Origin of the sequence: Salinarimonas sp. NSM, assembly GCF_052380005.1 — a bacterium.
Classification (GTDB): domain Bacteria; phylum Pseudomonadota; class Alphaproteobacteria; order Rhizobiales; family Beijerinckiaceae; genus Salinarimonas.
In genome coordinates this window covers 25,059-39,350 of the sequence record NZ_JBQTCJ010000023.1, presented here as the reverse complement: position 1 = coordinate 39,350, position 14,292 = coordinate 25,059, and the positions used below count along the sequence as shown (strand labels likewise).

The 14,292-nt window shown below is 72.7% G+C and carries 9 protein-coding genes; 3 read left to right on the top strand and 6 right to left on the bottom strand.

Going from position 1 to position 14,292, the window contains the following annotated elements; translation table 11 throughout:
* Positions 1-14: 14 nt before the first annotated feature.
* Positions 15-1,259 carry a UDP-N-acetyl-D-mannosamine dehydrogenase gene (gene wecC / locus ACTZWW_RS10575; protein WP_444780919.1) on the bottom strand — a complete coding sequence of 415 codons (1,245 nt, stop codon included), beginning with the start codon at positions 1,257-1,259 and terminating at the stop codon, positions 15-17.
* Positions 1,243-2,394 carry a non-hydrolyzing UDP-N-acetylglucosamine 2-epimerase gene (gene wecB / locus ACTZWW_RS10570; RefSeq protein WP_444780918.1) on the bottom strand — a complete coding sequence of 384 codons (1,152 nt, stop codon included), beginning with the start codon at positions 2,392-2,394 and terminating at the stop codon, positions 1,243-1,245. The genes wecC and wecB overlap by 17 nt, the downstream gene beginning before the upstream one ends.
* Before the next feature lie 239 nt (positions 2,395-2,633).
* Here wecB and asnB point away from each other — a divergent pair, with 239 nt between their 5' ends.
* A complete protein-coding gene (gene asnB / locus ACTZWW_RS10565; RefSeq protein ID WP_444780917.1) occupies positions 2,634-4,499 on the top strand; it encodes an asparagine synthase (glutamine-hydrolyzing) in 1,866 nt (621 codons plus the stop codon).
* A complete protein-coding gene (locus tag ACTZWW_RS10560) occupies positions 4,493-5,767 on the top strand; it encodes a lipopolysaccharide biosynthesis protein (protein WP_444780916.1) in 1,275 nt (424 codons plus the stop codon). The genes asnB and ACTZWW_RS10560 overlap by 7 nt, the downstream gene beginning before the upstream one ends.
* A gap of 33 nt (positions 5,768-5,800) precedes the next feature.
* On the opposite strand, the gene ACTZWW_RS10555 is transcribed toward ACTZWW_RS10560, so the two are convergent.
* On the bottom strand, positions 5,801-7,750 hold the full coding sequence (locus ACTZWW_RS10555; RefSeq protein WP_444780915.1) for a polysaccharide biosynthesis protein: 1,950 nt from the start codon (positions 7,748-7,750) through the stop codon (positions 5,801-5,803).
* A 198-nt stretch (positions 7,751-7,948) separates the two neighbouring features.
* Here ACTZWW_RS10555 and ACTZWW_RS10550 point away from each other — a divergent pair, with 198 nt between their 5' ends.
* Entirely contained in the window at positions 7,949-9,139 is a 1,191-nt protein-coding gene (locus tag ACTZWW_RS10550) for an O-antigen ligase family protein (protein WP_444780914.1), read from the top strand.
* Here ACTZWW_RS10550 and ACTZWW_RS10545 read toward each other — a convergent pair.
* From ACTZWW_RS10545 to ACTZWW_RS10535, 3 genes are read right to left on the bottom strand one after another with little or no spacing between them, the layout of a single operon-like run.
* Positions 9,103-11,268, bottom strand: coding sequence for a hypothetical protein (locus ACTZWW_RS10545; protein WP_444780913.1), 2,166 nt, complete (start codon positions 11,266-11,268; stop codon positions 9,103-9,105). The two genes, ACTZWW_RS10550 and ACTZWW_RS10545, sit on opposite strands and share 37 nt — an antisense overlap.
* Positions 11,269-11,320: 52 nt before the next feature.
* Positions 11,321-12,616, bottom strand: a complete 1,296-nt coding sequence (locus ACTZWW_RS10540) for a DegT/DnrJ/EryC1/StrS family aminotransferase (protein ID WP_444780912.1) — start codon at positions 12,614-12,616, stop codon at positions 11,321-11,323.
* Positions 12,613-14,286, bottom strand: coding sequence for a GMC oxidoreductase (locus ACTZWW_RS10535; protein ID WP_444780911.1), 1,674 nt, complete (start codon positions 14,284-14,286; stop codon positions 12,613-12,615). Before ACTZWW_RS10535 ends, ACTZWW_RS10540 begins: the two co-directional genes overlap by 4 nt.
* Positions 14,287-14,292: the final 6 nt, after the last annotated feature.

The following is a 14,292-nucleotide window of genomic DNA, read 5'->3' as shown; positions in this document are numbered from 1 at the left end:
GGCGCCGGGCGGCGTCAGCGCCAGATGCCGCGGGTGTCGATCACGACCTTGCTCATCAGCCGCTTCGGGTCGATCGACCGGAAGGCCTCGTGATCGACGAGGCAGACCACGATGTCCGCGTCCTCGATCGCGCGCAGGTCCGCGAGCGTGACGTTCGCGTGACCGGCGAGCTGCCTCGGCAGTGCGCGGATGTGGGGCTCCACGGCCACGATCTCGCCGACGCCGCTCTTGGCCAGCTCGTCCACGATGTGGACCGCGGGGCTCTCGCGCAGGTCGTCGACGTTCGCCTTGAAGGCGAGGCCGAGGCAGGCCACCCGCGGCGCCTTGAAGCGCTCCGCCGCCGCGCGCACCTTGCCCACGACCCAGTGCGGCTTGTAGTCGTTCACCTCGCGCGCCGTGCGGATGAGGCGCGACTCCTCCGGTGCCGAATCGACGATGAACCAGGGGTCGACGGCGATGCAGTGGCCGCCGACGCCGGGACCCGGCTGCAGGATCTGGACGCGCGGGTGGTGGTTCGCGAGCGCGATCAGCTCCCAGACGTCGACGTCGACACGCTCGGCGATGAGCGAGAGCTCGTTGGCGAAGGCGATATTGACGTCGCGGAAGGCGTTCTCCGTGAGCTTGCACAGCTCGGCGGTGCGCGCGGTCGTCAGCAGGCACTTGCCGGAGACGAAGACCTTGTAGAAATCGCGCGCCTTCTCGGCACAGGCCGGCGTCAGGCCGCCGATGACGCGGGCGTTCTCGACGAGTTCGCGCAGGATGCGCCCGGGGAGGACGCGCTCGGGGCAATGCGCCACGTGCACGTCGATCTCGCCCTGGGCCCCCGGGAAGCGCAGGTCCGGCCGCTCCTCGGCGAGCCAGCGGGCGACGTGCTCGGTCGTCCCGACGGGCGATGTCGATTCGAGGATGACGAGGTTGCCGCGGGCCAGCACCGGCGCGATGGCGCGGCAGGCCGCCTCGACATAGGCGAGGTCGGGGCTGCGGTCCTCCTTGAAGGGGGTCGGCACCGCGATCATGAAGACCGAGGCGGGCTCCGGCGTCAGCGAGGCGCGGAAGAGCCCGCCGTTGACGGCCGCGCGCACGAGGACGTCGAGATCGGGCTCGAGGATGTGCACCTCGCCGCGCGAGAGCGTCTCGACGACGCGCGGATCGACGTCGATGCCGATGACGTCGATGCCGCGATTGGCCAGCACGGCCGCGGTGGGCAGGCCGATGTAGCCGAGGCCGACGACCGAGACCCGTTCAGGATGCTGTTCCACGGATGATGCTCTCCACGATTCGCTCCGCGGCGCGCCCATCCCCATAGGGATTGTGGGCGCGCGCCATGCGGGCGTAAGCCTGCGCGTCGGTCAGCAGCCGCTCGCTGGCCGCGACGATCCGGTTCCGGTCGGTCCCGACGAGCTCCACGGTCCCCGCCTCGACAGCCTCCGGGCGCTCCGTCACGTCGCGCAGCACGAGGACGGGCTTGCCCAGGGAGGGGGCCTCCTCCTGCACGCCGCCGCTGTCGGAGACGAGAAGGTAGCACTTCTCCATGAGGTAGACGAAGGGCAGGTAGTCCTGCGGCTCGATCAGGACGATGTTCGGCTCGCCGGAAAGGAGCCGCGTCGCGGGCTCCTTCACCTGCGGATTGGGATGGATCGGCCAGACGATCTGGACGTCGCCGCGGGCGGCGAGCGCGCGGAGCGCCAGGCACAGCTGCTCCATGCCCGTGCCGAAGTTCTCGCGCCGGTGGCTGGTCACCAGGACGAGGCGCTTCGTCGGATCGAGGTAGGAGAACCGCGCGTCGAGCGACTGCCGCAGCGGCGCGTCGGCGCGAAGCTGCGCGACGACGTCGAGGAGCGCGTCGACCACCGTGTTGCCGACGACGGAGACGGCGTCGGCCGAAACGCCCTCGGCCAGCAGGTTCGCCCGCGCGCGCTCGGTCGGCGCCCAGTGCCGGCGGGCGATCGCGCCGGTGAGGCGGCGGTTCATCTCCTCGGGCCAGGGCGCGTAGATGTCCCCCGTGCGCAGCCCGGCCTCCACGTGGCCCACCGCGACCTTGGCGTAGAAGGCCGCGAGGCTGCAGGCGAAGGTCGTCGTCGTGTCGCCGTGCACGAGCACGAGGTCGGGGCGCGCGGTCTCGAGCACGCCCTGCATGCCGCCGATCACCTCCGCCGTGATGGAGGTGAGCGTCTGGCCCGCGCGCATCACGTTGAGATCGAAGTCGGGCACGATGCGGAAGAGGCCGAGCACCTGGTCGAGCATCTCGCGGTGCTGCGCGGTGACGCAGACCTGGGACGTCACTCCCGGCGCGGCGGCGAGGCGGCGCACGACCGGCGCCATCTTGATGGCCTCCGGCCGCGTGCCGAACACCGTGAGGACGCGGATGTCGTTTCTGCCGCCGTGGGAGGTCATGCGCGCTTCACGTCAGGGGTGCCGAGGCGTCCGTTCGCCCGCGACGCGGGCTGCGGCGCGCGTCTGGCCTCGTCGGGAACCCGCCCGGCTCCCGTCGCCGCGCCTGTCTAGAAGCGCCCCGAAGGCGTGTCAACAGACGCGCCGCACCCGCGCTTGCCGGCTCGTGCCGATGGGTCTATAGCCCCCGAGCCGGGGCGACATCGCGTCCCGCGACCCCATTCCAGCCCGCGGAGCGAGGCATGTGCGGCATATTCGGCGCGGTGACCCGCCACCGCCTCGGCGCCGACGCGATCGCGGCAGCCCATCGCGCCCAGGCGCATCGCGGGCCCAACGGGCACAGCACGCACGGCGAGGGGATCGGCGAGTGGTGGGTCACGCTGGGCCATCAGCGCCTCGCGGTGATCGACCTCAGCCACGACGCCGACCAGCCGATGATCGACGAGGCGCTCGACTCCGCGCTGATCTTCAACGGCGAGATCTACAATTACGTCGAGCTGCGCGAGACGCTCGCCGCGCGCACGGGCTTCCGCACGCGCAGCGACACGGAGGTCCTGCAGAAGGCGCTCGGCCTGGACGGCACGTCCGCGGCGCTCGAGAGCCTCAACGGCATGTGGGCCTTCGCGCTGCTCGATCGCCGCCGCCGCAAGCTCGTGATCTCGCGCGACCGCGGCGCCGAGAAGCCGCTCTACCTCGCCCGGAGCGAGGAGGGGCTGTTCTTCGCCTCGGAGATCAAGACGGTCCTCGCCCTCGTCGGCCGGCGCGTGGGCATCGATCCGCAGGTGGCGGGCGAGTACCTCGTCCAGGCGCTCGGGGACGCCTCCGAGCGGACCTTCTTCGAGGGCGTCACGAAGCTGCCCGCCGGTTCGTACGCCGAGATCGATCTCGACGCCCCCGAGCTCGTCGTCGATCCGGTCGGCTACTGGACCTGCCCCGTCGAGGCACCGGCGACCTCCCGCGCCGCGCTCGCCGAGCGGCTGCGCGAGACCTTCATCGACGCCGTCCGCATCCGGCTGCGCAGCGACGTGCCCGTCGGCGTGCTCCTGTCGGGCGGCATCGATTCATCCGCCATCGCGGCGGCGGTGAAGGCGCTGGGTGCGAACGAGGCGCTGACCCTGCTCTCCGCCGTCGACGGCGCCGGCGGCACGGACGAGAGCGTCTTCATCGACCGGATGGCGGCGCACCTGGGCCGAGAGGTCACGAAGGTGCCGCTCGCGCTGCGCGCCGAGAACGCCGTCGACCTGCTGCGCGAGGCGACCTGGCACAATGACGAGCCGGTGGGCAGCTTCAGCGCGGTGGCGCACCACCTGCTGATGAAGCGCGCCCGCGAAGCCGGGATCACCGTCGTCCTGAGCGGGCAGGGGGCCGACGAGATCCTGTGCGGCTACAAGAAGTACCTCGGCTTCCGCGTCCAGGAGCTGATGAGGGACGGGCACCCGCTCGCCGCCGCGCGCCTCCTCGGCGGGTTCGCGCTCAACGGCTCGATCCTCGGCCAGTTCTCGATGGCCGAGGCGCGGCGCTACCTGCCTGGCCGGGCGAAGGCGGGGTCCGGCGACATCCGCGGCGAGGCGCTGCGCTCGGGCTTCACGCCGCGGCCGCTCGGCCTCGGGAAGGGCACGCTGCAGGAGCGGCAGCGGGCCGATCTCCTGCACTATTCCGTGCCGGCGCTGTGCCACTACGAGGACCGGATGTCGATGGCGACGGGCCGGGAGATCCGTCTGCCCTTCCTCGATCCGCGCCTCGTCGAGATGCTGGTCCCCGCGCCGGCCGAGCACAAGCTCGGCGGCGGCTGGACGAAGCGCGTCTTTCGCGAGGCGATGGCCGATCTGCTGCCGAAGGAGATCGCCTGGCGCAAGGACAAGCAGGGCTTCCTGCTGCCGCAGGCGGACTGGCTGAAGGACGCGCTGCGGCCGGTCCTGCTCGAGCACTTCTCGCCCGACAGCCGCATGGTGCGCGCCGGTCTCGTCGATCACGCCGCGCTCGCGGCGCGCTACGAGGAATTCTGCCGTCAGCCGGCCGGGCAGGGGCGCATCTGGTTCCGCGAGATCTTCGCGCCCTTCGCGCTCGAGGTCTGGATGCGCCGGTTCGAAGACCATCTGGCATGCTGACCCGCCCGGGGCTGTACAGCGTCGCGCTGCGCGGGCTGACGCTCGCCAGCAAGTTCGTGCTGACGATCTTCATGGCCCGCACGATGAGCCCGGAGGACCTCGGGCTCTACGGCCTTTTCGCCACCGTGGTCTATCTCGGCACGGTGGTGGTGGGGCTCGACTTCTACCTCTACGCCAATCGCGAGGTGATCACGAGCGCGGATGCGGCGCGGCCCAAGCTCATCCGCGACCAGCTCGTCTTCGGTCTGATCGTCTACGTCGCGGTCTCGCCGTTCGCGCTGGTCGTCTTCTGGATGGAGCTGCTGCCGCCGGCGGTGCTCGGCTGGTTCTACCTGCTGCTCTTCCTCGAGCTGATCTCGCAGGAGGGCTACCGGCTGCTGATCGCGCTGTCGCGGCCCGTGGCCGCCAACGTGGTTCTCTTCTTCCGCCAGGGCATCTGGATCTACGCCATCGTGACGATCGGCTTCTTCGCCGAGAGCCTGCGCGAGCTCGGCGTGATCTGGGCGGGCTGGGCGATCGGCGCGGTGGCGGGGCTCGCGATCATCGTCCACTACATCGCGCAGCTGCCCTGGAACGGCGCGCTGCGGGCCCCCGTCGACTGGGCCTGGATCCGGCGGGGCGCGGGCAGCGGGCTCCTGTTCCTCGTCGCGAGCAGCGCGCTCCTGCTGATGACATACGCCGACCGCTTCTTCCTGCAGGCCTACGAGGGCACGGGCGCGGTGGGCGTCTACGTGTTCTTCAACCAGATGGCGAACACGATCCAGACCTTCGTCAACACCGGCATCGTGATGATCGCCTTCCCGGGCATCGTCGCCGCGTTCCAGGCGCGGGAGATCGCACGCTATCGCGCCCAGATCCGGAAGATGGCGCTCACCTCGATCGTCGCCGCGGTCTTGCTCGCGGCGGGCGCCGCGGTGGCGATCCTGCCGCTTCTCGATTGGCTCGATCGGCCTAGCTACGCGCAGGAGCTGCCGATCATGTGGATCATGCTCGGGACCTCGGTGCTCGCCATCGCCGCGCTCGGGCCGTACTACGCGCTCTACGCGCGCCGGCGCGACCGGGACATCGTGGTCAGCCACCTCGTGGCGCTCGCGGTCGCGCTCGGCGCCAACGCCGTTCTCGTCCCGCGCTTCGGGATGCCCGGGGCCGCGGTCTCGACGCTTTCCGGTTACGCCACGCTCGCCGCCCTCCAGCTCGTGCTCCTGATGCGGGGAGATAGCCGCCGGCCGCTGGTCGAGGATGCCGGGCCGGATCGTCCGGGGGCCTGATCGGCGGCGGCCGCCGCCCCGCGGCGCGCGCGCTCACTGAGCGGCGGGCGCCACGCTCTCGTCCAGGCCGCCCCGCCGATCCCGGACACGGGCCGCCGTGGCGCCCGCCGTCCCGCTTTCGCCGTGCGGCAGCTCCGGCGTGATCGTCGCGAGGCCGGCGCGCACGCCGTCGGCGTCGTCGGCGCGGGCGCGCCGCTCGAGCTCGTCGAGCACCGCGCGGATCTCGGCGAGGTCCGTGATCCGCGCGGCCGCCACCATCACCCCGTCGGCGCCCGACGCGATCGTCGGCTCGGCGGGGTCGAACAGCTCCTCGAACAGCTTCTCGCCGGGGCGCAGGCCCTGGAATACGACCTCGATGTCCTCGCCGACGCGCAGGCCCGCGAGCGCGATCATGGTGTGGGCGAGGTCGACGATCCGCACCGGCTCGCCCATGTCGAGAACCATGATGCGCCCGCGCTGCTCCGGCTTGCCGATGCCCACGGCCGCGGCCTGCAGGACCAGCTCCGCCGCCTCCTTGATGGTCATGAAGTAGCGCTTCATGTCCGGATGCGTGACCGTGATCGGCCCGCCTTCCTTGATCTGTCGCTTGAACAGCGGCACCACCGAGCCCGTGGAGCCGAGCACGTTGCCGAAGCGCACGGTGATGAACCGCGTGCGCACGCCGCTGACGTCGAGCGCCTGGCAATAGGCTTCCGCCACCCGCTTCGTCGCGCCCATCACGCTCGTCGGGCGGATGGCCTTGTCGGTGGAGATCATCACGAGCGCGTCGACGTCCGCCTCGATCGCGGCGTCCGCGACGTTGCGGCTGCCGACGACGTTGGTCATGACGCCCTCGCAGGGGTTCGCCTCGACGAGCGGCACGTGCTTGAGGGCGGCCGCGTGGAAGACGACGGAGGGGCGCTCCTGCTTCATCAGCGCGCGCAGGCGCTCGAGGTCGCGCACGTCGGCGATGACGGGGCGGCGGATCAGGGAGGGTGCCGTCCTCGACAACTCCTGGTCGATCCGGTAGAGGGCGTATTCCGAGCTGTCGACGAGCACCAGCCGCGTGGGGGCGAAGGTGGCGAGCCGGCGCACGATCTCCGAGCCGATGCTGCCGCCGGCGCCGGTGACGACGATGACGCGATCGGCCACGAGGCCACGGATCGTCTCGAGATCGAGCTTGGCCGGAGGACGCCCGAGCAGGTCGTCGAGGGTGATGTTCTCGAGATTGGGCGAGTTGCCGCCGAGGCCGGACAGGGAGACTCGCCGCAGCGGCAGGCCGAGCTGGGCCGCGCTGGAGGCGAGCTTCTGCGCGCGCCCGGTGTCCTGCGGCGAGCCGGCGAGCACGGCGGCGTCGATGGTCGTGCCGGCCCGCGACAGGCGTGCGACGATCGCGACGAGCTCGTCGAGGTCGCCGAGGATCGGGACGCCGCGGACCTTGCGCCCGCGCTTGGTCGCCTTGTAGTCGATGATGCCCTCGACCTTGTAGCCCCGCGCGTTCTCGAGCGCGTAGGTGCGGATCACCTTGTCGGCCTCGCTGACGGTGCCGATGATCAGCAGGCGCTGGGTCGTCGCGTCGGCGAGGTCGCGGGGGCGCAGCCCGGCGAGGCCGCCGTCCTTCAGCGCCCGGTAGACGAGCCGCGGCGCCCCGAGCAGGACGATCATCACGAACCAGGCGATCAGCGGCACGGTGCGCGGGAACGCGTCGAGCCGCGTCACGAAGAACAGGAGCAGGAGGAAGACCAGGATCGCCACGGTCGAGCCGACCACGATCGTGCGCAGGTCGGTCACCGACGCGAACCGCCACATGCCGCGCCCCAGCCCGAAGGCCTGGAAGACGATCGTCGCGATCACGCCGAAGGAGAGGACCCACAGCAGGACGCCCTCGTCGTCGGGCAGCGCATCGATGCCACCGTAGCGCGCGATCACGGCGATGAGCATGGCGACCATCGCCATGACCGTGTCGTGAATGCTCGCCAGGAGACGCTTGTACGTGGATCGCATCGGGGGAATATCGGGCCGCGAGGGGTTGAGTCTTCCGAAGATGTCGGCTACCCGCCGACCGGAGCGGGGTCTATCACGCCGAGTCCGGGCGCGCAAAAGGATTCCCCAGTGCGAAAACCGAGAGAGACCGGGCCGGTCTCCGACACTTCGGGGACTGCCGGGAACGACCGTGCGGGCGCCCGCCCGTGGCGAGCGCCCATGACGGCGGTGCTCTGGATCTCGGCGCTCGCTCCCGTGCTGATGGTCGCGTCGCGGGGCATCGCGCCCGTCCTGCTGGTTCTCGCCACGCTCGTCGCGCTGGGTGTGGCCGCGGCCTCCCGGACCCTCGAGACGACCCTCGCGGGGGCCGCGCGCAGCCGCGGCGCGCAGCTCGCGGGCGCCTTCGCGCTCTATGCCGTCGTGAGCGTCGCCTGGTCGCCGGTTCCCGAGCGCGGCGCCACCTTCGCTGCCCATCTCCTCGGAAACATCCTGCTCGCGTCGGTGGCGATCGCCGCGGTCGTGCGCGACCCGCCGACCTGGCCGCGGGGACTCCTGGCCGGGGCGATCCTCGTCACGGCGGCGCTGATCGGCGTCGAGATGGCCTACGGCTCCCCGGTCCGCACGGCGCTCGACCTGTCGCAGGACACCTACCGGCTGAACCGTGCCGCGGTCGCCATCGTCGTGCTCCTGCCGCTCGCGACCGCGACCCTGCCGAGACGCGGCCGCCTCCCGCTCGCCGCGGTGCTCTGGGCGGCGGTCGCCTACACCGCCTACCACTCCCTCAGCGCGTCCGCCCTCCTGGCCTACGGCGTCGCGGCCCTCGTGCTCGCCGCGACGCTGCTCGGGGGGCGGCGCATGGTCGTCGCGCTGTTCCTGGCGCTCCTCGGCGTCTTCCTCGCGGCGCCGATCATCGCGCCCTTCGCCAACGACCTCGTGCCCGAGCGCGTCCACGCGTTCCTCACCTACGGCACGATCACGATCCGCGGCGAGATGTGGCGCGAGTACGCGGCGCTCTACTGGCTGCGACCGATCTTCGGCTACGGCATCGAGGCGAGCGTCGCGGCGGCGGAGCTGCGCGAGGCGACAGGGCTCGGTGCAGAGCGGCTGTCGCTCCTCGCCTACGGGCATCCGCACAACGGCGTCCTGCAGATCTGGTTCGAGCTCGGGGCCTTCGGAGCCCTCCTCGCGGCGGCGGCGCTCGCCTGGGTGCTGCGCCGCGTGCTCGCCGCGTGCCCGAACCCGCTCCTGCCCTACGCCGCGGCGACCGTCTGCGCCGTCTTCGCGGTGACGGGCGTCAGCCACGGCCTGTGGCAGGCCTGGTGGTGGTCGTTCGTGGCACTCGTGGCGATCGGCTTCGCGGCCGCGGCCGGCGCTCAGCGCGCGTCGGCGGCGTCCGGCACGACCTCGTAGATCGAGACCGTCCATCCGGGCACGTCCGCGACCGTCTCCCGGTACACGCGGCGCAACCCCGTCGCACGCTCCGCGACGGGGACGACGACGGCGCTCATGCGGCCCGAGACGTAGACGTGCGTCACGCCCGTCTCCCGCAGGAGCGCCAGGCTCCCGGGATCGTCGAGGCGGAAGAAGGCGCGGTCGAGCGCGGCGAGCGGGAGCGCCTCCCCCTCGCGGACCTGCAGCACGTCGCTGAAGCGCGCGACGAGGTTGGCTCGGTGGAACACGGCGGGCCGCTCGGCGACGATCGGCAGCCAGGGCAGCGACCAGTCGAAGACGCGGGGAACGCCCGCGTCCGCGGGCCAGTTCTCCGCGAGGGCCGCGCTCGAGACGTCGAGGTTCGCCGCGGTCAGCACCAGCGTTCGGTCGGGATCCGTGCTCTCGGCGAGCCAGCGGAACGCGGCGTGCGCCTCCGGGTAGAGCTCGGTGTTCGCGAAGCGCGCGTTGTCGAGCTCGTAGGCGCCCAGGAGGGCGAGCGCGGCGGCGCAGAGCGCGGTGGCGAAGCGCGCGCCCGCGAAGGCCACCGCACGCCGCGCGAAGACGAGGGCGGCGACGGCGAGGAGCGTCGCATAGGCGAATTCCTGCCACATCGGCCCGGGAAGACGTGTCAGGAAATTCCAGATCGCGCGGGTGTAGAGGTTCCCCTTCAGCGCCGCGTCCACGACGAGCGCGGCGACGGCGACCGCGACGAGCCTCACCAGCGTGCGCCGGGTGCCGACGCTCTCGACCCGCGCCAGCCGCGCGTGGAGGGCGAGAAGCGCGACGGTGCCGAACACGACCTTCGGCACGACGAAATCCGACAAGGCGGCGGTGTCCGCGTATAGGACGCCGCGCAGGACGGGCGCGACCGCCGTCACCAGGGGATCGAAGTGGAAGGCGAGCACGCCCACCCAGGCGCACAGCGCGTAGGTCTCGACCGGGCGCAGGCGCCCGCGCGCGATCGCCAGCACGAGGCCGATCGCGATCAAGGGATGCATGACGAGGCCCTGGAAGCGGGCGAAGTTGGCCCACAGCCGCGCCGGGAACCACGTTTCGTAGTACCGCGAGAGGATGCCGCCGTCCTCCGCCGAGAGCGTGCGCCCGGCGATCAGGTCGAGGTTCGCGAAGGTGGCGAGGACCACCGGCAGGATCGTGACGGCGGAGGCGAGCGGCACGAAGAGCAGGGCGCGCGCGGCGCCGGGCGTGTGCCTACCGCGCCAGAGCTCGAGCAGGATCCAGAGGCCGAGGATCACCGTCCCCCAGACGAAGAAGCGCGCATGCATGTAGAGCATCGCGCCGTGCAGGAAGCCGATGGCGATCGCGGTCGCGCGGGAGGGAAGCCCCTCGCCGCCCCGCGCCAGGAGCGCGGCGATCGCCACGAGCGCCGCGGAGGCCGGCACGCGGCCGTAGGACCCGCCGCCGTATTGCCAGACGAAGGCCGAGTTGAAGGCGAGCACGAGGGCGAGCAGGCACAGCCACGTCGGCAGCCCGGGAGCGAGCCGCCGGACGACGACGAAGGCGCACAGCAGGATCGCGACGACCCAGGCGATCGCGAGATACATCTGCGCGAGGCCGGCACCGAGGCCGGTCAGGCGCATCACGACCGCGGCCAGCGCGTCGTTGCCGGCGGTCGCGAGGTAGACGTGGCTGGGGCCGTCCGGCCCGAACATCCGGGTGACGGGAAAGCCGCGGTCGCTGCCGATCAGCCAGGTGAAGTAGGCGTAGAGCTGGCTGTCGACGTCCGGCGGCGCGAGGTGGCTGCGAAACGGCAGGCCCGCGACCAGCGCGAGGAGGGCGGCCAGGCCGGCCGCGCACAGCGTCGGCGCGGCGAGCCGCTCGCCCGCGAGCACGAGCCGGGCCGCGCCCGCGACCACCAGCGCCGCGGCGATCGCGAGCCCCGGCGCGGACAGGCGCCCGTGGACCAGGAGATCGAGCCACGCGACGACGATCAGCGAGAGGCCGCCCACCGTCGGCGCGATGAGCAGCGCACCCGTGGCGTCCCCGTCGTCCCCGGTCGAGGCCGCGCCCCAGCCGCGCCGCGGCATGGTCGCGAGGCCGGCGAGCAGGAACGCGGCGAGGATCGTCAGGGCGACGACGAACAGCGTCATCGGCGGGCGAGCGCGCGACGCGGCGCGGGCGCGACGGGGCCGGCCGCAGCCGTCATGCCGCGGTGGCGTGCGCGCCGGTCGCTCCGCGCGAGCCCAGGAAGAAGGCGCGCGCCGCGGCGGCCGTCTTCTCGACCTCCTCCATGCGATAGCCGGGATAGGTCGGCAGCAGCACGACCTGATTCTCCGCCCGTGCCGCGTTCGGGCAATCCGCGGCCCATTGCGCGAAGCAAGGCAGGGCGGCGCAGTTCTTCAGGTGCTGACCCGCGCAATCCCGCCCGGCGCGCAGGAGGTGCGCGATGAAGGCGAAGCGGTCGGGGACGACGACCGGGTACTGCATGAACACGTGCGATCCGTCCGGCGAGAAGCGGGGCGCGATCGCCTCGGGGATCCCGGAGAAGGCACGATCGTAGATCGCCGCCTTCTCGATGCGTTCCTGCGCGTGGGCGTCGAGCGAGGCGAACTGCCGGCCGGCGAGGCGCGCCTGGGTCAGGCTCGGGCGCCGCGCGTAGGCGTCGGGGAACTCGCTCCGCAGGACCGGCGCCACCTCGGACTGCGAGAGCCGGTTGACGGGCCCGACCTGGGAGAGGAAGCCGGCGCGGAAGACGCGGTAGGTCACGAGGTCGAAGATGCCCGGCGCGGTCGCCGCCTCGAGGCTCAGGCCCTGCGCGAGGCGCCGTGCGAGGCGGCCGCGGTCGATCACCGGCCAGTCCCTCTGCCCTTCCCGGACGGCGGCGGCGAGCGCGTCCGAGCCCGTCAGGACGAGGCCGCCGAAGAGGCTGTTGACGTTCTTCATCAGGCCGAAGCTGAGCACGCCGGCGTCGCCGAGCGTGCCGACGCGACGCCCGCCGACGCGCGCACCGGTCGCCTGCGCGGCGTCCTCGAGGATCGCGATCCCGCGCGCGCGGCAGAGGTCCTGGATCGGCGCGACGTCGACCGCCGCACCGTGCAGATGGGTGACGAGGAGCGCGCCGATGCGCGGATCGGCTTCGATCAGCGCCCGGGCGCGATCGAGATCGATGTTGAGCGTGTCGAGTCGGATGTCGCAGAAGACAGGCTCCCAGCCCGCCGCGATCACCATGTTGACGACGTCGTGGATGGTGTAGGGCGACAGCACCACCCGCGGACGCTCGGGCGTGAGCGCCGCGCGGGCGAGGAGGTAGAGGCCGACGCGCGCCTGGTTGACGAAGACGGCGTGCGCGACGCCGTGCTGCGCGGCCAGCGCCGCCTCGATCGACGCGAGCTCGTCCGTGCCGTCCGAGGGGCCGCGCGCCACCGCCGCGGCGACGGCGACGTAGTTCTGCAGCGCGCCGTAGAGCCGGTAGCGCGGCTGGGGTGCCAGAAGGCTCATGCTGGTGCTCCCTGTGTCGTCGCGCGGCCGGGGTCCGCGACCGCCTCGCCGCGCGCGATGCGTTCGCCGAGGCGTCGGCCGATCCGGTCGGCGTTCGCCATGATGGTGAAGGTCGGGTGGCGTGCGGCGAGCGCCGGGAGGGCGGCGCCGTCGACGACGTGGAGGCCCGGCGCGCCGATCACCTCGCCGTCGCGATCGCACCCCCAGGAAGCCCCCGGGGCGCTCATCGGGACGCCGCCGACGTAGTGCCCGTCCGAGCCGAGATGCGCGATGGTCGCGCTCGTCGGCACGGCATGCAGGCCGATCGTGCGGAACGCGCGCGTCACGCGTGCGCGCACGCGGCGATAGGCGGGCTCGAACTCGGCCGCGTGCCGCCCCCGCAGCCGCACGCCCTGCGCGCCCACGGTCAGCGCGACGTCGGCATAGCGGCCGGGGAGGTAGCAATTGGCCAGCGCCATCGCCGGCTGCAGGAGCCGCACGAGCGCGGCGCTCGCGGGACGCGAGAACGGCGCGCGCAGCACGAGCTCGCTCGCGGGCACCGACGCCGCGGGGAAGACCGAGCCGAAGCCGATCTCGGGCGTGTGCGGCCCCTCGTAGGCTCCCGCCGCCTCGTCGGCGACGCCGAAGGAGAGCGAGGAGAGGGCGAAGAAGCGTTCCGGCATCGAGCCGCCGACGCGGCCCGGCGCGATGAAGGCGAGGGCGAAGGCGGGGTGCGCCTGGAGCGGCAACGCGTCGTCGAGCCGCCCGAGATGGCGCGCGACGAGCGTCGTGGTCGCGATCGTGCCGGCCGCGAGCACGACGCGGGCCGCGGCGGCGATCTCGCGCTCGGTGCCCGGCGGCTCGTCGCGCCCGCGCCCGTGGACGACGAACCCGCCATCCCCGCGCGCCACCCGGGTGACGACGATCCCGTGCCGGATCGTGAAGCGCGGGTGGCCGACGAGCCCGTGCACCTCCTCTCCGGCATCGTAGATCGTGCCCGTCGGGCAGCCGTAGAGGCAGCGCCCGCAGGCCGAGCAGGCCCGCCGCCGGCCGAGATCGCGGGTCGCGACCGCGTTGCGCGCGAGGGAGAGCGCGAAGCCCTGCGCGCGCAGGGCGGCACCACCGGCTCGGCTGCGCTCGAGGGCGCGCGCGAGAGGATCGGGCGGCACGAGCGGAGGCGTCAGCTGCGCGGCCGCGGGCGCGGAGCCGTAGAAGGCCGCGTCCTCGTCGCCCGCGACGCCGATACGGCGCGCGACCCGGGCGAAGGAGGCGGCGAGCGCGGGGGCATCGATGGGCCAGCCGGCCATGTCGGCGGCGCGATAGGGCGGCACGCCCGCGCCCCACATCCGGCTGAGGCCCCCGGTGGCACGCGCGCCCGTCGGCATCACGCCGTCCGCGTCGAGCCCGAGATCGGCACCGAATCCCTCCTGCACGTGCCGGAAGGCGGGGATACGCATTTTGGGCGTGCTCGCGCCGCCCTCCTCGCTCGGGGAGAGGCCGAGCAGCGTCGCCGCCTGCCCGCGATCGCGCGCGCGCACGTCCCAGATCGTCTCCGGCGCCTCGCTTTCGACATGCGCGCGCGGACCGGTGCCGTTGTCGATCACGAGCACGCGCACGCCGCTCTCGAGGAGCGCGTGCGCCGCGCTCACCCCGGCGGGTCCACTGCCGACGATGATGACGAGGTCGTCCACGGGCGC